We start from the raw sequence: 20,023 nt of genomic DNA on the forward strand, positions 1-20,023 counted from the left end.
GCCGGGCGGTGTGATGAAGAAGGTGGTGTTCGGGAGGATTCGAGGGGTCGTGGGCGGGCAGCGGCGGTGGGTGAGTCTCCCCGATCTGCTGTTCCTGGTCGCCGGTGCGGCCGCGCTGCTCGCGGCGCTGCTGCCGGGGCTGCTGGACCGGCTGCCGCTGTCGCAGCCCATGCTCTTCCTCGGCGCCGGCGCGGCGCTCTACCTGCTGCCGCTCGGGCTGCCGGTGCCCGACCCGGTGGCGCACGCCGGGACCGTCGAGCACGTCGCCGAGGTGTGCGTGATCGTGTCGCTGATGGGGGCGGGGCTGGCGCTGAACCGCCCGTTCGGGCGGCGCTGGTCGTCGACGGCGCGGCTGCTCGCCGTCGCCATGCCGCTGACGATGCTCGGCGTCGCCGCCGTCGCGTACTGGGCGGCGGGGTGGCCCGCCGCGGCGGCGCTGCTGATCGGCGCGGTGCTGGCGCCGACCGACCCCGTCCTCGCCGCCGACGTGCGCGTCGGCGAGCCCGCCGGGGCCGACGGCGAGAGCGAGCCGGACCGGGACGACGACGAGGTCCGCTTCGCGCTGACCTCCGAGGCCGGCCTGAACGACGGCCTGGCGTTCCCCGTCGTCGCCGCCGCGATCGCGCTCGCCGCGGGCGGCGGCGCCGCGCACTGGGCGCTGGTCGACGTCCTGTACAAGTGCGTGGTCGGCGGCGTCGCCGGCCTCGCGGCGGGCCGCCTGCTCGGCCGGCTGTTCTTCCACACCGACCGCCCCGAGCTGCGCCTCGCCGAGCAGCGCGAGGGGTTCGTCGCGCTCGCCGCGACGCTGCTCGCCTACGGCGCCGCCGAGGTGGCGGGCGGCTACGGGTTCGTCGCGGTGTTCGTCACCGCCTGTTCCATCCGCGCCGCCGAGCGCAGCCACGGCTACCACGGCGTCCTGCACGGCTTCACCGAGCAGATCGAGCGCCTGTTCACCGCCTGGCTGCTGCTGCTCGCCGGCGGGTTCGCCGTCTCGGGCGGCCTGTCCGCGCTGACCTGGGAGGGGGCCGCGATCGGGCTGGCGCTGCTGCTGGTCGTCCGGCCGCTGGTGGCGTGGGTGTCGCTGCACCGGGGACTCCCCGGGCCGCGCGAGCGGGCGGTGATCGCGTTCTTCGGCGTGCGCGGCATCGGCTCGCTGTTCTACCTCGCCTACGCGCTCGGCCACACCGACTTCGGCGTCGCGCCCGAGGAGCTGTGGGCCGTCGTGACCTTCACCATCGTCGTTTCGGTGCTGCTGCACGGCGTGACGGCCAAGGCCGTCCTCGGCCGCCTGGACGGGCTGCGCGAGCGCCGCGCCCGGCGGCAGGGCCGCGAGGAGCTGCCCGCGGTGTAGGGCGGGCGGTGCGGGGCGGGCGGAGTGTCGCAGGGGAGGGGCATGATGGGGGCGTGGCCAGTTCGCCCCCCGAGACGTTCCGCCCCGCCGTGCTGGAAGCCGTGCTGGAGCGGATCACCTTCGCCAACGAGGAGACCGGCTTCACCGTCGCGCGGGTCGCGACCGAGCGGACGGGCGGCGACCTGCTCACCGTCGTCGGCGCGCTGCTCGGCGCGCAGGTGGGCGAGAGCCTCCGGCTGACCGGCCGGTGGGGGTCGCATCCGCGGCACGGACGGCAGTTCGAGGTGCACTCCTACACGACGGTGCTGCCCGCGACGGTGCAGGGCCTCCGCCGCTACCTCGGCTCCGGGATGATCAAGGGGATCGGGCCGGTGATGGCCGACCGGATGGTCGGCCACTTCGGCGTCGACATCCTGCGCGTCATCGAGGAGGAGCCCGACCGGCTGAACGAGGTGCGCGGCCTCGGCCGCAAGCGGGTGCGGCGCATCGCCGACGCCTGGGAGGAGCAGAAGGCCATCAAGGAGGTCATGGTCTTCCTGCAGGGGGTCGGGGTGTCCACCTCGCTGGCGGTGCGGATCTACAAGAAGTACGGCGACGCCTCCATCGGCACCGTCCGCCGCGAGCCCTACCGGCTGGCGTCGGACGTGTGGGGCATCGGCTTCAAGACCGCCGACACGATCGCGCAGGCCGTCGGCATCCCGCACGACAGCCCCGAGCGGATCAAGGCCGGGCTCCAGCACACCCTGTCGGAGGGCGCCGACTCCGGGCACTGCTACCTGCCCGAACCCAACCTGATCACCGCCGCCGAGAAGATCCTCGGGGTGCCGCGCGAGCTGATCAGGCCGGCGCTGGACGAGCTCGCCGCCGCCGAGGGCGTCGTCCGCGAGCGCATCCCCGGCGAGGGCGAGGAGGCCGCCGACATCCCCGCCGTCTACCTGGTGCCCTTCCACCGCGCCGAGAGGTCCCTCGCCCGCGGCCTCCGCGACCTGCTGGACGCCGGCGCCGACCGGCTGCCCGCCTTCAAGGACGTCGACTGGGACAAGGCCCTCGGCTGGCTGCGCGCCCGGACCGGCGTCGAGCTCGCGCCCGAGCAGGAGCAGGCCGTCAAGCTGGCCCTCACCAGCAAGGTCGCCGTCCTCACCGGCGGCCCCGGCTGCGGCAAGAGCTTCACCGTCCGCTCCATCGTGACGCTCGCCGCCGCCAAGAACGCCAAGATCGTGCTCGTGGCGCCGACGGGCCGGGCCGCCAAGCGCCTCGCCGAGCTCACCGGGCACGAGGCCGCCACCGTCCACCGGCTCCTGCAGCTCCAGCCCGGCGGCGACGCCCGCTACGACCAGGACGACCCGATCGACGCCGACCTGGTCGTGGTCGACGAGTGCTCCATGGTCGACCTGATCCTGGCGAACAAGCTGGTGAAGGCCGTCGCGCGCGGCGCGCACCTGCTGCTGGTCGGCGACGTCGACCAGCTCCCCTCGGTCGGCGCCGGCGAGGTGCTGGCCGACCTGCTCGCCGCCGACGCGATCCCCCGGATCCGGCTCACCCGGATCTTCCGGCAGGCGCAGGAGTCGGGGATCGTGGTGAACGCGCACCGCGTCAACCGCGGAGACGCCCCGCACACCACCGGCTACCCCGACTTCTACCTGTTCCCCTGCGAGGAGCCCGAGCGGGCCGCCGAGCTGACGGTGGACGTCGTCGCCCGCCGCGTCCCGGGGAGGTTCGGCCTGGACGCCCGCCGCGACGTCCAGGTCCTCACGCCCATGCACCGCGGCGCGGCCGGCGCGGGCGAGCTCAACAACCGCCTCCAGGAGGCGCTCACCCCGCACGACGAGCGCAGCCCCGAGCGCCGCTACGGCGGCCGCGTCTACCGCGTCGGCGACAAGGTCACCCAGCTGCGCAACAACTACGACAAGGGCGAGGCGGGCGTCTTCAACGGCACCGTCGGCGTCGTCACGGCGGTCTCGCCGGAGGAGTCGACGCTGACGGTCCGCACCGACGAGGACGAGGTGATCGACTACTCCTTCGACGAGCTGGACGAGCTCGCCCACGCCTACGCGATCACGATCCACCGCAGCCAGGGCAGCGAGTACCCGGCCGTGGTGATCCCGCTCACCACCGGCTCGTACATGATGCTGCAGCGCAACCTGCTCTACACCGGCATCACCCGCGCCAAGAGGCTGGTGGTGCTCGTCGGCTCCCGGCGGGCCCTCGCCATCGCGGTCCGCACCGCGGGCGCGGGCCGCCGGCACACCGCCCTCGCGCACCGGCTCAGGTCAGGCGGCTGAACTCCCACGGGTCGTGGGCGGAGAAGACGGTCACCTTGCCCGCGTCCGCGCGGGCGAGGGCGCGCAGCCGGTCCACGTTGGCGAGCCGGAGCGTCCGGTCGCTCTCGTTGGCCTCCTGGATCAGGTTCATCAGGGGGTGCACGACGGGGTCGGGGCGGTCGACCTCGCCGTGGTAGAAGTAGCAGTCGCCCGCGTGGACGAGCGTGCCGTCCCCGGTGTCGACGGCGACGCCGATGTGGCCGGGGGTGTGGCCCGCCATCGGCAGCAGCAGGATCTCCGGCGGCAGCCCCGCGAACGCCTGGACGCCCGCGAAGCCGCCCCACTCCTCGCCGGGGGCGTCCGCGTAGGTCCGCCAGCGCACCCCGTGGGCGAGCTGTGCCTCGTGCCCGGCCGGGTCCTCGGCGGCGTGCACGTGGACGGTGGCGCCGGGGAAGTCGGCGAGTCCGCCGATGTGGTCGTTGTGCAGGTGGGTGACGATGACGTGCCGGACGTCGGCGGGGTCGTGCCCGAGCGCCCGGACCTGGTGCAGCGCGGTCTCGGCGGGGTCCAGGACGGGCCCGGCGTAGGAGATCCAGTCGGCGCCGAGGCGCTCGGCGGGGCGGGCGACGTCGCGGGTGCCGAGCCCGGCGTCCACGAGGACGAGCCCCGCCGCGGCGGTCTCGATCAGCAGGCAGTGGCAGACCGCGCGGGCCGGGGCGCCCCGGCCGTCCACGGTCTCGATCTCGCTGAGGGATCCACAGTTGAGGTGGTGAACGCGCATCACGGCTCCCTGACGGTGGCGGCGGCCGCCGCGCGCTCGGCGAGCGAGCGGGCGACGGTCCGCAGGACGGTGGTGTCCCGCTGGACGCGGGCGAGCATGATCGCTCCTTGCAGGGACGACAGCAGCAGCGCGGCGAGCGCCCCGGCGTCCCCGGCCGGGACGCCCCAGCGGACGAGCGCGCCTTCGAGGCCGGCGAGCCAGCCGGCGTAGGCGTCGGCGCAGGCGTCGCGGATCGGCCCGTCGTCGGCGGCGGTCTCCAGCGCGATGGTCGCGACGGGGCAGCCCTTGGCGTAGCCGGACTCCTCCAGGAGGCGGGCGTAGTACTCCCCGATCGCCAGGACGCCGTCGTGGGCGCCGGTCGCGTCCGCCGCCGCGGCGGCGAGCTCCCCGGCGACGGCGGCGGCCGACAGCCGGACGGCGTCGGCGCCGAGCTGCTCCTTGCCGCCGGGGAAGTGGAAGTACAGCGAGCCCTTGGGGGCGCCGCTCTCGGCGAGGACCTGGTTGAGCCCGGTGCCGTGGTAGCCCTGCCGCTGGAACAGCCCGGCCGCCGTCTCCAGGACGCGGGCGCGGGTCTCGCCGTGAGGTGCCATGACCTAGATACTAGACCGGTCTACCTATTTTTGGAAGCCCCGGGATCCACCCGGCCGGTGCTCAGCGCGCGGCGTGCCGCTCGACGGCGTCCAGCGCCATGGTCTCGGCCAGCGCGTAGATCTGCTCGATCTCCTCGGCGCCGCCGTCGAAGCGGCCGCCCGCCTCGGACGCGGCGAGGCCCATGCCGAGGGTGTCCAGCAGCCGCTGGAGCGGCACGACGACCGGTTCGGGGACGCCCGCGTCGCGCAGGATCGCCTGCATCGCCTGCCGGGGGCGGAGCGCGCCGGGCGTGACGGTCGGGCGCGCGAACAGCAGGGGGAACAGCTCGGGGTGGCGGCGGGCGACCTCGCGGACGCCCGAGCCGAGGACGCGCAGCCGGTCCCGCCAGGGGAGCGCCGGGTCGTCGGCGGGCATCTCGGCGAGCAGCCGCTCGACCAGGCCGTCCAGCAGGCCCGCCTTGTCGCCGACGTAGCGGTAGAGCGCCATCGGCGTGACGCCGAGGCGGGCGGCGACCGCGCGCATGGAGACGGCGTCCAGGCCGCGCTCCTCGGCGAGGCCGAGGGTCGCGTCGAGGACCTCGTCGCGGGTGAGGCCGCGGGTGCCGCGTCCGCGCCTGGCCGGGGTGTTCACGGGGCCAGTCTAGTGCTTAATATACAGCGTATATTTTCTGGAAGGGGGCGCGATGCGTTCCTCCCGCCGGACCCTGGCGGTCGCCGCGACCGCCGGGTACCTGCTCGTCCTCGACCTCGCCGGGGTGAACCTCGCCCTCCCCGGCATGCGCCGCGACCTGCACGCCTCCCTCGCGGAGGTGCAGTGGTCGGTGGACGCCTACGCGCTGGCCCTGGCGGCGCTGCTGCTCCCGGCGGGCGCCCTCGCCGACCGGGCCGGGCGCCGCCGCCTGTTCCTGGCGGGCCTCGCGCTGTTCACCGCCGCCTCGCTGGCCTGCGCGCTCGCGCCGTCCCCGGGGGTCCTGGACGCCTGCCGGGCCGTCCAGGGCGCGGGCGGCGCGGTCCTCTACGGGACGGGCGCGCCGCTGGTCGCCGCGGCCTTCCCGGCGGGCGCGGCCCGCAACCGCGCGCTCGGGGTGTTCGCCGCCTCCACCGGCGCCGCGCTCGCGACGGCGCCGCTCGTCGGCGGCCTCCTCACCGAGCTGGCCGGCTGGCGGGCGATCTTCCTGCTGAACGTGCCGATCGGGCTCGCCGCGCTCGCCGTCGCGGCCCGCTCGGCGGCCGAGTCCCGCGATCCGGGCGCCCGGCCGCTGGACGTGCGGGCCGCCGCCCGCCTCGCCGCCGGCCTCGCGGGCGCGCTCGCCGCGCTGATCGAGGGGCCGCGCCTCGGCTGGCCCGTCCCGCTGCTGCTCGTCGGCGCCGCCGCGCTCGCCGTCGCCGCGTCGGGGCTGGCCCGGCTGCCCGGCGCGGAGCTGCTGCGCGACCGGCTGTACGCGGCCAACGCGGTGAGCGCGCTCGGCTTCAACGGGGCGGGCGCGGGCGCGATGGCCTACTTCTCCCTCTACGCGCAGGAGAGCATGGACGCCCGGCCGCTGGTGGCGGGCCTGTGGTTCCTCACCTACAGCGTGCCCGCGCTCGCCGCGCCGCTGCTGCTCGGCCGGGCCGTGCACCGGCTGCCGCCCGCCGCGCTCGTCGCGTCCGGGACGCTGCTGGTCGCCCTGTCGAGCGTGCTGCTGGCGGTGACGGCGGGGGAGTGGGCGGCGATGGTGCCCGGCCTCGTCGCGGGCGGCGCCGGGATCGGGATCTCCAGCCTGGTGTCGGGGCAGGTCGCCCTGACCGCGTCCCCGCCGGGACGCGAGGGCGCCGCCTCCGGCGTCGTCAGCACCGTCAAGCAGCTCGCGATCGGGGCGGGCGTCGCCGTCCTCGGCGTCCCCTACGGGCTCGGCGGGGTCGTCCCCATGCTGCTGGCGGCGGCGGCGATCGCGTTCACGGCCGCTCTGCCGGCCCTCGCGCTGCTGCGGCCAGCAGGGCGGCGAGGGGCGCGCCGAGGCGGTCGCGCAGCGCCGGATCGCGCACCCGCCCGTCCGGCCCGAGGTCCGGGCGGGTGACGGGGACGCGCGCGCACGCCTCCTCGACGATCTCCGCGCCGGCGTAGCCGAGCACCTTGCGCAGCGAGGCGTGCGCGTCGGCGCCGCCGGCCGGGGCGGCCGGGGACGCGACGTTGATCCAGGCGACCGGGCGGCCGGACAGCTCGCCGCCGCCGATCGTCCAGTCCAGCAGGTTCTTGAACGAGCCGGGCAGGGCGCCGGCGTACTCGGGCGTGCAGAACAGCACCGCGTCCGCCGCGCCGATCGCCGACCGCAGCGCGGCGACGGGCGCGGGCGGCGGGTCGCGGTCGTCGTCGGGGTTGAAGTGCGGCAGCGCCCCCATGCCGCCGAACACCTCGCCGGACGTGCCGGGCGGCGCCGCGTCGAGGGCGGCGCGGAGCGCGGCCTCGTTGGTGGAGCCGGCCCGCAGGCTGCCGCAGACGAGCAGGACCCGGGGGGACGTCATGATCGCGATGCTAGCGGCCGGGCCGGGCCGGGGGCCGGTCAGGCGGCCGAGTCGCGGCGGTGGTTCGCCGAGCGCTGCTCGCTCGTCCCGGTCCGGGCCTGCTGGTACTCGGGCGGGTGGTGGGAGTGCGCGGTCTCGCGGGGCCGCCAGGGCAGCGCGCCGAGGTCGGCGGCCGCGGCGTTGCGCTCGGCGGCCTGGGCGGCCGACTGGGCCGCCCGGCGGAGCCCGACGCCCGCCCGGTCCATCACCCGGGCCGGCCGCTCGGGCAGGTGGCGGGTCATCCGGCGGCTGCGCCGCCACTGCTCGCGGGCGTGCGCCCGGTGCTCCACCCGCAGCTGCTCGATCAGCCGGTCGACCTGCATGAGGATCTCGCCGTACAGGGCCCACCGGTCGTCGCCGATCGCCGGGTCGCGGAGGCGCCCGGCGAGCCGGTCGCGGCGCTCGCGGGCGGTGCGGATGTGCCGGTCGAGGGTCTGCTCGGCGCCCGTCGGGGCCGAGTCGGTGACGAGGTCGGAGCGGGCGAGGGTGCCGTAGGAGGCGATGCAGAGCGCGATCTCGTCGAGGGTGTCGGCGAGCTGGGTGCGGACCGGCCCGTCGTCGAGCGGCCGCTGCCCCGACAGGTGCGCGGCGTCGGCGAGGGCGCGGGTGAGGCCGCGCAGCGACAGGGTGAAGTGCTCCATCGTCTCCACGCCGTTGCGGAGGGCGGCGCCGGCGTCGATGAGGCGGCGGGCGCGCGGGTTGAAGCGCAGGCTGTCCTCGGCGGCGGTGAGCTCGCGGTCGGCGCGGCCGATGTCGGCGAACAGCCGCTCGGCGTCGCGCTGCCAGGCGTCGGCCTGGTCGGCGTGCAGCCCGGCGCGCAGCTGGTCGTCGACGGTGTCGAGGAGGCGGGACAGGCGGTCGGCGAGGTCCTGCACGGCCTCGGCGGCGGGCCGCACCCGGACCGGCGGCAGCAGCAGGCTCGCGGCGAGCCCGACGCCCGCGCCGATGAGCGTCTCCAGGATGCGGTCCCACGCGGCGGCCTCGTTGGCGGCGCCGATCGCGAAGATCAGCATCGCGCTGATCGGGACCTCCAGCATCTGGTCGCCGGTCGGCAGCACGTGCCCGACGACCAGCGCCGCCAGGATCGTCAGGGTGAGGCTCCACCAGGAGAACCCGACGGTGGTGGCGAACAGCACCGCGAGGACGACCCCCGAGGTGACGGCCACCACCCGCCAGAAGCCCGACCGGATGGTCTCGTACAGCGAGAACTGCACGACCAGCAGGGCGGTCAGCGGGGCGAGGAGCGGCGCCGGGCTGCCCTCGGGCAGGACCCGGAGGGCCAGCAGGTAGGCGGCCATCGAGGTGAGGGTGAGCCGGGCGATGCGGACGACGGTGCGCTGCCGCTCCGAGGAGACCTGCAGCGGCATCCGGTCGGCGTGGGCGCTGCGGGCGGCACGGGCGGCGCGGGCGGTACGGAAGAACACGGGCGCTGGATCCAGGGTCGGTGCTGAAACGATCTGAACGGGCTGTCCGAAAAGGGTGCCTCCTGGTTACTAAAGCGGATCGGGCCCCATGTGTTCCCTGACCGGGGGCAAAGCGCGGCTAAATATCCCCGGGGCCCGCGCGGCGGGACCGGAAGGCGGCGACGTTGGTGCGGTTGGCGCAGGACGCCGAGCAGAACCGGCGGCGGCCGCCGCGCGAGGTGTCGGCGTAGACGCGGCCGCAGCCGCCGGCCGCGCAGACTCCGGTGCGGGTGAGACCGTGCTCGGCGAGCAGCTCGGCGAGCCGCATGAGCGTGGTGGCGCGGAACCGGTCGGGCAACCGCGCCGAGGGCGGCGCGAAGTGCAGGTGCAGCGGCTCGCCGTCGTGCGCCGACAGGTGCGGGTGCATGGGGGTGCGCAGCATCAGCCGGTTCAGCAGGTCCACCGCCTCGCGCAGCTCGCCGGTCTCGAACAGCGGGCGCAGGTTGCGGCCCCATGCGCGCAGCCGGCGGGCGCCCGCCTCGTCCAGCTCGCTCCAGCGGAACCCGTGCGCGCGCAGCAGGGCCCGCAGCGCCTCGTCCGAGGCGTCCGCGCCGGGGACGGTGGCGGCGTTCACCAGCGCGACGGCGGCGGCCACGCCCTGGCTCCGGTACCCGCTGTCGTGCACGCGCGTCTCCTCCCGCTCGGGGTCACCAGTCTCCCCGGCGCGGCCCCGCCGCGTGTACCGGCCGCGCGGTGGGGGAGGTGCCGGGGATAAAGTGCGAGGCCGGTCCGCGGGGACGGGCTCGCGGAGACAGGGGCGCGGGGGACAGGGGAGCGCGATGACCGAACGGCTGCTGGTGATCGGCGGGGACGCCGCCGGGATGACCGCCGCGTCCCAGGCGCGCCGCCTGCGCGACCGCGCCGACCTGGAGATCGTCGCCGTCGAGCGCGGCCACTTCACCTCCTACTCCGCCTGCGGCATCCCCTACTACGTCGGCGGCGACGTCGCCGACGCCGGCGACCTCGTCGCGCGCACCCCCGAGGAGCACCGCGCCAAGGGCATCGACGTCCGGCCTGCGACCGAGGCCGTCGAGATCGACACCGGCCGCGGCCGGGTCCGGCTCCGCGACCTGGCGACCGGCGCCGAGACCTGGGAGGGCTACGACCGGCTCGTCGTCGCGACCGGCTCGGTGCCGACCCGGCCCGACCTGCCCGGCGCGGACGCCGAGGGCGTGCACGGCGTGCAGATCCTCGACGACGGCCTCGCCATCCGCCGCGTCCTGGAGCGCGACAGGCCCGCCCGCGCCGTCGTGGTCGGCGGCGGCTACATCGGCCTGGAGATGGCCGAGGCGCTGGTCAAGCAGGGCCTGAACGTCAGCCTGGTCGACGGCGCCGAGCAGCCGATGCGGACCCTGGACCCCGAGATGGGCGCGCTCGTCGCCGACGCCCTGCGCGGCATCGGCGTCGAGCTCCACCTCGGCGAGCGGGTCGAGGGCTTCGAGACGACCGGCGGGCGGGTGACCGCCGTCACCACCGCCGAGCGGACGCTGCCCGCCGACATCGTGGTCCTCGGCCTCGGCGTCCGCCCGAACGTCGGCCTGGCGCGCGCCGCCGGCATCGAGATCGGCACGGTGGGCGGCATCGTCACCGACCGGCGGATGCGCACCGGCACCGACGGCGTCTGGGCGGCGGGCGACTGCGTGCAGACCCGCCACCTGGTGTCGGGCGAGCCCGTCGCGATCGCGCTCGGCACGCACGCCAACAAGCAGGGGCGCGTCGCCGGCATCGACATCGGCGGCGGCTACGCCACCTTCCCCGGCGTCGTCGGCACCGCCGTGTCCAAGGTCTGCCACGTGGAGGTCGCCCGCACCGGGCTGAACGAGCGCGAGGCCGCCGCGGCGGGCTTCGCGACCGTCACCGCGACGATCGAGTCCACCACCCGCGCCGGCTACCACCCCGGCGCCACGAAGATCCGCGCCCGGCTCGTCGCCGAGCGGCGGAGCGGCCGCCTGCTCGGCGGGCAGATCGTCGGCGAGGAGGGCGCGGCCAAGCGCATCGACGGCCTCGCCATCGCGCTCTGGAACGGCATGACCGTCGAGCAGATGACCGGCCTCGACCTCGCGTACGCGCCGCCGTTCGCGCCGGTGTGGGATCCGGTGCTCGTCGCGGCCCGCAAGGCGGCCGAGCTGGTCGAGAAGGACCTGCGTTCCTGATCTTTTTGTCCGCCCCGTCCTCTACGGTGTGGGCTCATGGACGACCCCTCCCCGGTGCTCCCGGCCGCGTGGCGCGCGCGCCTGCACCCCCGGCGCGGCGGCACGCCGGTCCCCCCTCCCGCCGCCGACGCGGCCCGCGCCGCCGAGGCGCGCGCCCTGCTGGACGCCTACGCGCCGCTGCACGACCGGATCGTGATCGCCGGAGAGGGCGAGGCGGAGCTGGAGCGCGCCGCGGCCGCCCACCTCGCCGGCGCGGCGTCCCCGCTGGGCGCCGCGGCCGTCGCGGCGCTGATCGACGCGGGGGAGAGCGGTTTCCACAACGACCTCCGCACGCCCTTCGCGCACGCCTGGCTGGCCGACCACGGCCCGGCCTTCGCCGCCGCCGCGCTCGTCGCCGCGAGCGACATGGAGGCGCGGCCGGAGAAGTGGCACTCCGACGAGCAGGAGCAGCGCCGCAGCCTGCACTACCGCAAGCCCGACCGCATCACCTACTTCCATATGGAGAACCTGCTGCCCGTCCGCGCGGCCCTCGCGGCGGCCGGCGACGAGGAGTACCGGCGCGCCGTCGCCCTGCTCGACCCGATGCGGACGAGCACCGCGCGCCGCATCGTCGCCGCCTACCTGCTGCCGACCGAGACCGCCTGGGTGGACGAGGCGCTCCAGCGCGAACCGGTCGACGACAACGGGCGGCCCGCCCACGCGAGCTGGATGATGATGGCCGCGGCCGGCACCGCCGCGCAGGTCAAGGCGCTCTGCGCGTGGCAGTGCCGCTACCACTACGTGTTCGACGTCGGACCCATCGCCAGCCTCGTGGACGGCGCGCGCGCGGACGCGCTGCCGTTCCTGGAGGAGCTCCTCGACGGCCCCTACTTGAGGGCCGGGGAGCGCAAGCGCCTGTTCAAGGCGCTGTCGGTGATCCCCGCCGACGGGGCGTTCGGGGCCCTGCTGCGCCGGATCGCGCAGCCCGGCGCCACCGTCGCCCTCACGGCCATGGCCAAGTCCTTCCCCGACCGCGCCGCCCGCCTGCTGCCGGCGTCGTCCGATCCCAGGGCCGCCGCCCTGCTCGCCGAGATCACCGGCACGGACGCGCCGGCGGACGACGGCGACACCGAGGGGCTGCCCGCCCTCCTGGTCTCCCCGCCCTGGACGCGGGCGCGCAAGGCCAAGCCCGCCGTCGTCACCGGCCTCACCGCGCCCACCGGGCGGCGGACGGCCTGGCGCGACGGCGAGCGCGAGGAGTGGCGCGCGACCGACTACTACCAGTGGTCGTGGCGCAGCGAGGTCGCCGACTGGGACGCCGTCCTCGCCCAGCACCGCAAGGACACCTACCGGTACGGCGGCGAGGACGCGCTGCTGCTCGGCCGCGGCCCCGAGGAGCTGATCCGCCCGCTGCTCGCCGACTGGCGCCCCCGCCCCTCCTGGAACGTCGACACGTGGATGCGGGTCGCCGTCGCCCGCTTCGAGCTGGACGCGCTCCCGGTCGTCCTGCATTACGCCGCGGCGCAGCCCGCCGTCTGCGGCGGCCTGCTGCTGCCTTACCTGACGCCCGAGACCGCGGGCCTCGCCGCCGACTGGCTGGCCCGGCTGAAGAAGGCCCGCACCCCGGCCGCCGCCTGGTTCGACCGGCACCGCCTGGCCGCCGTCCCCTACCTGGTGCCCGCCGCCGTCGGCAAGGCGGGCGCCGCGCGCCGCGCCGCCGAGAACGCCCTCCGCCACGTCGCGTCCCTCACCTCCGCCGGCGAGGTGACCGGCGCCGCCCGCGAAGCCCACGGTGACGCCGCCGCCGGCGCGGTGGCGGCCCTGCTCGCCACCGATCCGCTCGACGTCGTCCCCGCCCGGATCCCCCGGCCCGGCGAGTGGGCCGACGCGGCGCAGCTGCCCCGGCCCGTCCTCCGCGACGGCCGCCGCGAGTTGCCGCCCGCTGCGACCGCCCACCTCATCACGATGCTGGCGATGGGCGACGACTACGCGGGCGCCGCCGCCGTCCGCGACCTGTTCACCCCGGCCTCCCTCGCCGAATTCGGCTGGGCGCTGTTCGAGCGCTGGCGCATGTACGGGATGCCGTCCAAGGACGGCTGGGCGCTCACGCAGCTCGCGGTGACCGGCGACGACGGCACCGTCCGCCGCCTGACTCCCGTCATCCGGGCCTGGCCAGGCGAGGGCGGCCACACCCGCGCCGTCACCGGACTGGACGTGCTCGCCGCCATCGGCACCGACGTCGCCCTCATGCATCTGCACGGCATCGCGCAGAAGGTGAAGTTCCGCGCTTTGAAGACGCGCGCGCAGGAACGCATCGCCGAGGTCGCCGACGGCCTCGGGCTGACTCCCGACCAGCTCGCTGATCGCCTCGTCCCCGACTTCGGCCTGGACGGTCTCGTCCTCGACTACGGGCCGCGCTCGTTCACCGTCGGGTTCGACGAGCAGCTGAAGCCCTACGTCCTCGCCCAGGACGGCAAGCGCTTGAAGGCGCTGCCGAAGCCGGGCGCCAAGGACGACCCGGACAAGGCGCCCGCCGCCCATGCCCGCTTCGCCGGGCTGAAGAAGGACGTGCGGACCGTCGCCGCCGACCAGGTGCGCCGTATGGAGGCCGCCATGGTCGCGCAGCGCCGCTGGACGGCCGCCGAGTTCACCGCCCTGTTCGCCGGCCACCCGCTGATGCGGTACCCGACGTCCCGCCTGGTCTGGATCACCGGCGGCGGGACGGCGTTCCGCGTCGCCGAGGACGGCACGCTCGCCGACGTCCGCGACGACGCGTGGGAGCTGCCGGCGGACGCCGAGGTCCGCATCGCGCACCCGCTCGACCTGGACGTGCCCGCCTGGTCGGAGGTGTTCGCCGACTACGAGATCCTGCAGCCGTTCGCCCAGCTCGCCCGGCCCGTCCACGCCCTCACCGGCGAGGAGCGGGCGGGCGCGCGCCTCGCCCGGTTCGAGCACCGCACGGTGCCCGCGCTGCGGCTGCTCGGGCTGGAGCGGCGCGGCTGGTCGCGGGCCGCGCCGATGGACGCCGGCGTCCAGAGCTCGATCAGCCGGCCGGTGCCCGGCGGCCGCCACCTCGTCATCGCCCTGGACCCCGGCATCGTCGTCGGGCTCGTGGAGGAGTTCGAGGAGCAGTCGCTGGAGGCGGTCTACCTGGCGACGACGCCCGACGACTGGGGGCCGCGCGAGGGGCGGACCGTGCCGCTCGCCGAGCTGGACGCCATCACCGCGTCCGAGATCATCGAGGACCTGACCGGGGTGACGGCGTGAACCTGGAGGCCCCCGAGGGCCGCGAGCTGCGCTGGCTCGTCGGCGAGAAGCTCGCCTGGACCGCCGGGCCCTGCCCTGATCAGGACTGGGCCGGCCACGTCGAGAGCTACCTCGCCGGGAAGCTGACGTGGATCCCGTACCAGTCCGACATGTTCGTCTGCGGCCCCGAGGAGCTCGTCCGCCCGCTGCTCGCCGCCTGGCGGCCGGACGTCAACTACGAGTTCGCGCACCGGTTGAAGCGCATCGTGGCGCGCTTCGAGCTGGACGCCCACGACGCGGCCCTGCACGTCGCCAAGAAGAACCCGTTCGGCTCCGGGCCGGCGCTGATGCCGTTCCTCAGCACCGACGTGGCGCGCGCGATGGCCGACTGGCGGTTCCGCCTGAAGTCCGCGCGGGAGCTCACCGCCGCCTGGTTCGCCCGCCACGGCCTGGACACCGTCCCCTACCTGGTGCCCGACGCGCTCGGCAAGCGCAAGGCGCTCCGCGACCGGGCGCACGGGGCGCTCTGGCTCGTCGCCGCCGAGCACGGCCTGGACGCCGTCGTCGCGGCGGCCCGCACCGCCTACGGCGACGAGGCCGCGTCGGGCGTCGCCGCGCTCACCGAGCCCGCCGGGCCGCCGCCGAAGCCGGTACGGCTGCCCCGCTGGGCGGCGCCCGACATGCTGCCCGCGCCCGCGCGCGAGGACGGGACGCCGCTGGACGCCGACCGGTTCCGCGACCTGCTGCTGGCGCTCGCCGGGGACCGGCCCGCCGACACCGCCGGCCTCACCCGCGCGTCCCTCGCGGCGTTCGCGCTCGCCCTGTTCGAGGCGTGGCTCGCGGCGGGCACGCCGTCCCGCGAGAAGTGGGCGATGCGGACGCTCGGCCGGTACGGCGACGACGCCGCCGCCCGCCGCCTCGCCCCGCTGGTGCGCGAGTGGCCGAAGCAGAGCGGCCACGAGCGGGCCGCGCTCGGCGCGCGCGTCCTCGCCGAGATCGGCACCGACCTCGCCCTCGCCCACCTGTACGGCATCGCGGGCAAGACCCCCTACCCGGCGCTCCGCGACCGGGCCTGGCTGCGGCTGGAGGAGGTCGCGGCCGCCCGCGGCATGGCGCTGACCGAGCTGCTCGACCGGCTCGTCCCCGACTTCGGGCTGGACACGGTCGTCCTGGACTACGGTCCGCGCTCGTTCACCGTCGGCCTCGACGCCGCGCTGCGCCTCCAGGTGCTCCAGGACGGCAAGCCCCGCAAGGGCCTGCCGAAGCCGGGCCTGAAGGACGACGCCGCGCTCGCCGAGGCGGCCCGCCGCCGCCTCGCCGACCTGCGCAAGGACGTGCGGGGCGTGGTGTCGGACCAGCTCGCCCGGCTGGAGTGGGCGATGACGTCGGGCCGCACCTGGGCGCCCGCCGACTTCCGCGCCCACGTCGCCGGGCACGCCATCGTCGGGCGGATCGCCTCCCGCCTGGTCTGGCACGACCTCGGCGGCCGGGCGTTCCGCATCGCCGAGGACGGCACCTTCGCCGACGTCCACGACGACCCCTACGAGCTGTCGGCGGGCGGCCCGATCGGGCTCGCGCACCCGGTGGAGCTGGACGTCGCCGCGTGGGCGCGGGTGTTCGTCGACTACGAGATCCTGCAGCCGTTCGCGCAGCTGTCGCGCCCGGTGCACCGCCTCACCGACGCCGAGCGCGGCGCGTCGCGGCTGGACCGGTTCGCCGGCGCGAAGGTCGCGACGGGCCGGCTGCTCGGCCTCACCCGCCGCGACTGGCAGCGCGGCGTCCCCCAGGACGGCGGCGTCGAGCACGAGCTCACGCTGCCGCTGGACGACGGCAGCGAGGTCGTCATCGACCTGGACCCCGGCATCGCGGTCGGCCTGGTGGACCTGTTCCCCGACAACACCCTCACCGCCGTCCGCATCTCCCGCGGCACCTTCGGCGACCTCGGCCCCATCACCGCCTCGGAGATCCTCGCCGACCTCACCGCCCTCACCTCCTGACCGCCGGCCCCGTCAGCAGGTCGCGCGGTAGGGGATGCCGTAGTCCTTGCGGACGTTCCGGTCCCACTCCCGCCGGGTGAGGCCGCCGGTCTGTTTGCAGAGCGCGGCCCGGAGGGGGCGGGTGCCGACGAGGTGGGTGACGAGCTTGGCGTCGTCCTCGCCGACGCTGTAGAGGCGGGTGCCGTCGGCGCTGAACGCCAGGGCGTCGATCACGGTGTCGGTGCCGGTGGTGTGGCCGGTGAGGGCGAGGCCGAGGTGGCGCTGCGTCGCCACGTCCCACACGTCGATCCTGCCCTTGCTGTCGGCGGTCGCGGCGAGCCGTCCATCGGGGGACAGGGCGGTGATCGGGGTCTTGCCCTCGGGCAGGCGGACCGGGGCGCCCCGCTGCTTCAGGGTGGCGGCGTCCCAGAAGATGAGGGTGCGCTGGTTCACCACGCCCTCGACGGTCGCCAGGACGCCCTGCGGGTTCAGCGCCTGCACGGTCCGGCTCACCAGGGGCGCGCCGAGCGCGCCGGGCGGGACGGCCGTGCGGCCGGAGGGGAACGCGACGACGCCGAGGTCGGTGGCCGACACGACGCGGCGCCCGTCCTTGCTCCAGACGATCCGGATGTCGGCGTCGCCGACCGTCGAGCGCTGCGCGGCGGCGCGGGCCTCGCCGAGGCGGCGGCCGGTGGCGGCGTCGAAGAACGTCAGCACGCTCGGCTTGGTGGAGGTGAGGACGGCCAGCGCCCTGCCGTCGGGGGAGAAGGACGGCAGCGGCCGGCCGGCGAGGGGCGGCGGCCCGGCGGCGATCGTGGTGCGCCGGGTGCGGGCCCGCACGTCCCAGACCTCGATGGCCCCGGCCTCGCCGGGCAGGGCGAGGAACCGGCCGTCGGGGGACAGGGCCGTCCCGCCGCTGAGGGGGTGGCCGACGGCGAGGTCGCCGCGGCGGGCGCCGGTCGCGGTGTCCCAGACCTGCACGGTGCCGGGGAAGGAGCTGGAGGCGACGGCGAGCGTGCGGCCGTCGCCGCTGATCGCCGAGTGCGCGCTGAGCTCGGCGAAGCGGATCCCGCCGGTGAAGGCGGACACGTCGATGGTGCGGACGCGGTCCTGCTCGTCGACGCAGCGCAGGGTCGTGCCGTCGCGGCCGAAACGGGTGCCGTTGCACATCGCGTCGGGCGTGTAGTGCAGGTACGGGCCCTCGCCGGTGCCGATCTCGGTGCTCCACATCGTCATGTCCATGGCGATGTAGCGGCCGTCCCGGCTGAAGTCCAGGTCGGGTGCGTCCACGCCGTTCGGGACTTTCAGCGTCGTCCGTACCTCGCGGGTGCGCGCGTCCAGGACGGCGATGGTGTCGCCGACGCGGGTGGCGAGGAAGCGGCCGTCGGGGCTGAACGTCGTGCCCTGGAACTGGCGGGCGTCGGCGAACGGGTACTGGTGCGGGCGGCTGTGGGCGCCGGGCAGCTCCTTGCCGGTGGCGAGGTCCCACCAGGCGAGGCGCATCCGGTCCTTGCCGGCCTCCAGCGGCATGACCATGGACCGCTCGTCGGGGGACATCGCGGGCCCCCACACGCTGTTCTTGCCGGCGGCGCGGAACAGCTCCCGGCCGGTGGCGGCCTCCACCACCGTGATCTGCCCGTCGAGCGTGCGCACCAGCTTCGCGCCGGTGGGGCTGAGCCAGAGGCCGGCGCCCGCCGGGTGCTTGTAGGGCAGCGGGCGGGCGGCGCCCGTCGCCACGTCCCAGAAGACCTGGGTGCCGTCCTTCTGGAGGGTGAACAGGCGGGCGCCGTCCAGGGTGAGGTCCATCCCGGCGAGCGGCGCGCCGGTCACCGCCAGGGTGCGGACGACGCGGCGGGCGCCGGCGTCCGCGATGATGATCCTGCCGGTCGCGGGCTTCCAGAACACGGTCGGGCCGCCGCCCGCCGGGTACACCTGGTTCCACGAGCCGTCGGTGCCCGGCGGCGCCCAGATGTCGCGCTCCCACTGGGAGTTCAGGGCGAGCAGCGCGTCGTGGGCGTCGGGGACGTCCCCGGCGAGGGACGCCGCCGCGACGGCGAGGCGGCGCGCGAGCGTCGGGTCGGTGCGGCGGAGCTGCAGGGCGCGGGCGGCGAGCTGGCGGCCCACGGCCGAGTCGCGCTGCGCCGAGACGGTGTCGTTGGCCTTGGCGAGGTTCCAGCTCTGCGCGCCGGCGGTGCCGCCCGCCAGGAGGGCGACCAGCAGCAGGGCGGCGAGCGCGCCGGTCACCGCGGTGCGGGTCCGGGCGCGGCGGCGGGTCTGCTCGACCGACGCCTTCAGGAAGTCGCGCTCGGCGGGGTTCAGCGTGATGTGGCGGCGGCCCGCCGACGCCCAGCCGAGCGCGTCGTCCAGCCGCGATCCCTGCAGCAGGTCGGTGGGCTTGCGGCCGCCGCCGTCCCAGCGGTGGGTGGCGTCGGCGAGGACGTGGTGGTGGTCCAGGCCGTCGCGCTCGGCCTCGAACCACTCGCGCAGGCGCGGCCAGGCGCGCAGCAGGGCCGGGGTGGTCAGCCGGACCGTGCCGCCGGAGCCGTGGAGCAGGCCGGCGTCGCCGAAGGCGGTGAGCACGCGGTGCACGGTGCCGGGGTCGGCGTCGCCGTCGCTGAAGTCGCCGACGGGCACCGTGCAGAGGACGTCGCCCGCCCGGGCGCGCGCGGCGAGCATGCGCAGCAGGATGCGCGGGACGGCCTGCCGCGCCTGCGGGTCCAGCCCGCCGTAGGCGCGCTCGGCGAGGGCGCCGAGCGTCGGCGGGAACGTCATCGACGGCTGGACGGTCCCGGCGGCGGCCTGCTTGCCGGCCTCCAGCGGGTCGGGCCGCCGGCCGCCGATGAGCCCGGCGAGGACGTCCTCGGGGCGCGGCCGCTCGTCCGGATCCTGGCGGAGCGCCGCCTCGACGAGGCCGCGCAGCGGTTCGGCGAGCACGCCGGTGTCGGGCCGCAGGGTGGTGATCTGGTGCATGAGGACGGGCAGGGTGTCGCCGTCGAACGGAGCCTTGCCGGTCGCGGCGAACAGCACGATCGCGCCCCACGCCCAGACGTCGACGGCCGGGGTCGGGCGGTGCCCGCGGAACACCTCGGGCGCCATCCACCGCGGCGTGCCCTTGATCGACCCGGTGGCGCTGCGCGACATCTCCTCGGTGCGCGCGATGCCGAAGTCGATGACGCGCGGGCCGTCCGGGCCGAGCAGCACGTTCGCCGGCTTCAGGTCGCGGTGCACCACGCCCGCGCGGTGGATCGACGCGAGCGCCGTCACGACGCCGATCGCGAGGCGGTGCAGCTCGTCCGGCCGGTAGGCGCCGGTGCGGTCGACCCAGCTCTGCAGGTCGGCGCCGGGCACGTACTCGCTCACGATGTAGGGCGGGGCGTGGTCGAGGTCGGCGGCGAGGATCCGGGCGGTGCAGAACGGGGCGACGCGCTGCAGGGCGGCGGCTTCCTTGCGCAGGCCGTCGCGGAACGCCTCGTCGACGGCGTCGGTGTGCAGCGCCTTGACCGCGACGCGGGTGCCCTGCACGTCGTAGCCCTCGTAGACGACGCCCTGGCCGCCGGCGCCGAGCCGGGCCGCCAGCCAGTAGCCGCCGAGCTGCCTCGGGTCGCGTTCGAGCAGGGGGGTGCTCACGTCATCACTTCCTCGGGGGAGGGGGACCGGTGGCCGGTCCGGGCCGCGGCGGCCC

General features: G+C 76.1%; 12 protein-coding genes and 1 pseudogene. 6 read left to right on the top strand and 7 right to left on the bottom strand.

Features of this window, described 5'->3' with window-relative positions:
- Window positions 1–70: 70 nt before the first annotated feature.
- Together K1Y72_RS25010 and recD2 are read left to right on the top strand one after the other, a co-directional pair.
- Entirely contained in the window at window positions 71–1,351 is a 1,281-nt protein-coding gene (locus K1Y72_RS25010) for a cation:proton antiporter (protein WP_220168896.1), read from the top strand.
- Between the two features lie 53 nt (window positions 1,352–1,404).
- Window positions 1,405–3,633, top strand: a complete 2,229-nt coding sequence (gene recD2, locus K1Y72_RS25015; protein WP_220168897.1) for an SF1B family DNA helicase RecD2 — start codon at window positions 1,405–1,407, stop codon at window positions 3,631–3,633.
- Here recD2 and K1Y72_RS25020 read toward each other — a convergent pair.
- The 3 genes from K1Y72_RS25020 to K1Y72_RS25030 form a co-directional block, all read right to left on the bottom strand.
- On the bottom strand, window positions 3,617–4,393 hold the full coding sequence (locus K1Y72_RS25020) for an MBL fold metallo-hydrolase (RefSeq protein ID WP_220168898.1): 777 nt from the start codon (window positions 4,391–4,393) through the stop codon (window positions 3,617–3,619). The genes recD2 and K1Y72_RS25020 overlap by 17 nt on opposite strands.
- Window positions 4,393–4,983 carry a TetR/AcrR family transcriptional regulator gene (locus tag K1Y72_RS37330; protein WP_220168899.1) on the bottom strand — a complete coding sequence of 197 codons (591 nt, stop codon included), beginning with the start codon at window positions 4,981–4,983 and terminating at the stop codon, window positions 4,393–4,395. The genes K1Y72_RS25020 and K1Y72_RS37330 overlap by 1 nt, the downstream gene beginning before the upstream one ends.
- 61 nt (window positions 4,984–5,044) lie before the next feature.
- Window positions 5,045–5,614 carry a TetR/AcrR family transcriptional regulator gene (locus K1Y72_RS25030; protein ID WP_220168900.1) on the bottom strand — a complete coding sequence of 190 codons (570 nt, stop codon included), beginning with the start codon at window positions 5,612–5,614 and terminating at the stop codon, window positions 5,045–5,047.
- Window positions 5,615–5,666: 52 nt separating this feature from the next.
- Here K1Y72_RS25030 and K1Y72_RS36580 point away from each other — a divergent pair.
- Window positions 5,667–6,386, top strand: a pseudogene (locus K1Y72_RS36580) (MFS transporter); the annotation flags it as partial.
- Between the two features lie 532 nt (window positions 6,387–6,918).
- On the opposite strand, the gene K1Y72_RS25035 reads toward K1Y72_RS36580, so the two are convergent.
- The 3 genes from K1Y72_RS25035 to K1Y72_RS37335 all read right to left on the bottom strand — a co-directional run bounded on the left by K1Y72_RS25035 (window position 6,919) and on the right by K1Y72_RS37335 (window position 9,612).
- A complete protein-coding gene (locus tag K1Y72_RS25035) occupies window positions 6,919–7,485 on the bottom strand; it encodes an NADPH-dependent FMN reductase (protein WP_220168901.1) in 567 nt (188 codons plus the stop codon).
- A gap of 38 nt (window positions 7,486–7,523) precedes the next feature.
- Window positions 7,524–8,948, bottom strand: a complete 1,425-nt coding sequence (locus tag K1Y72_RS25040) for an FUSC family protein (protein ID WP_308287216.1) — start codon at window positions 8,946–8,948, stop codon at window positions 7,524–7,526.
- 118 nt (window positions 8,949–9,066) lie between these two features.
- Window positions 9,067–9,612, bottom strand: a complete 546-nt coding sequence (locus K1Y72_RS37335) for a CGNR zinc finger domain-containing protein (RefSeq protein WP_220168902.1) — start codon at window positions 9,610–9,612, stop codon at window positions 9,067–9,069.
- Between the two features lie 154 nt (window positions 9,613–9,766).
- Between K1Y72_RS37335 and K1Y72_RS25050 the strand changes: the two genes are divergently transcribed.
- Genes K1Y72_RS25050 through K1Y72_RS25060 form a run of 3 tightly spaced genes read left to right on the top strand, consistent with a single transcriptional unit; the run spans window position 9,767 to window position 16,362 of the window.
- Window positions 9,767–11,140 (top strand): FAD-dependent oxidoreductase, encoded by a 1,374-nt coding sequence (locus K1Y72_RS25050; RefSeq protein WP_220168903.1) that lies wholly within the window; start codon window positions 9,767–9,769, stop codon window positions 11,138–11,140.
- Between the two features lie 36 nt (window positions 11,141–11,176).
- Window positions 11,177–14,386, top strand: a complete 3,210-nt coding sequence (locus tag K1Y72_RS25055; protein WP_220168904.1) for a DUF4132 domain-containing protein — start codon at window positions 11,177–11,179, stop codon at window positions 14,384–14,386.
- On the top strand, window positions 14,383–16,362 hold the full coding sequence (locus K1Y72_RS25060; RefSeq protein WP_220168905.1) for a DUF4132 domain-containing protein: 1,980 nt from the start codon (window positions 14,383–14,385) through the stop codon (window positions 16,360–16,362). The genes K1Y72_RS25055 and K1Y72_RS25060 overlap by 4 nt, the downstream gene beginning before the upstream one ends.
- Window positions 16,363–16,374: 12 nt before the next feature.
- Here the strand turns inward: K1Y72_RS25060 and K1Y72_RS25065 are convergent, their stop codons facing one another.
- Window positions 16,375–19,968 (bottom strand): WD40 repeat domain-containing serine/threonine protein kinase, encoded by a 3,594-nt coding sequence (locus K1Y72_RS25065; RefSeq protein ID WP_220168906.1) that lies wholly within the window; start codon window positions 19,966–19,968, stop codon window positions 16,375–16,377.
- Between the last annotated feature and the right edge of the window lie 55 nt (window positions 19,969–20,023).

Source organism: Actinomadura parmotrematis (genome assembly GCF_019458805.1).
GTDB lineage: Bacteria > Actinomycetota > Actinomycetes > Streptosporangiales > Streptosporangiaceae > Spirillospora > Spirillospora parmotrematis.

Coding starts and splice junctions, on each gene's coding strand:
- K1Y72_RS25020 (WP_220168898.1), bottom strand. CDS start 4,393: ATGCGCGTTCACCACCTCAACTGTGGATCCCTCAGCGAGATCGAGACC.
- K1Y72_RS25035 (WP_220168901.1), bottom strand. CDS start 7,485: ATGACGTCCCCCCGGGTCCTGCTCGTCTGCGGCAGCCTGCGGGCCGGC.
- K1Y72_RS25050 (WP_220168903.1), top strand. CDS start 9,767: ATGACCGAACGGCTGCTGGTGATCGGCGGGGACGCCGCCGGGATGACC.
- K1Y72_RS25055 (WP_220168904.1), top strand. CDS start 11,177: ATGGACGACCCCTCCCCGGTGCTCCCGGCCGCGTGGCGCGCGCGCCTG.
- K1Y72_RS37330 (WP_220168899.1), bottom strand. CDS start 4,983: ATGGCACCTCACGGCGAGACCCGCGCCCGCGTCCTGGAGACGGCGGCC.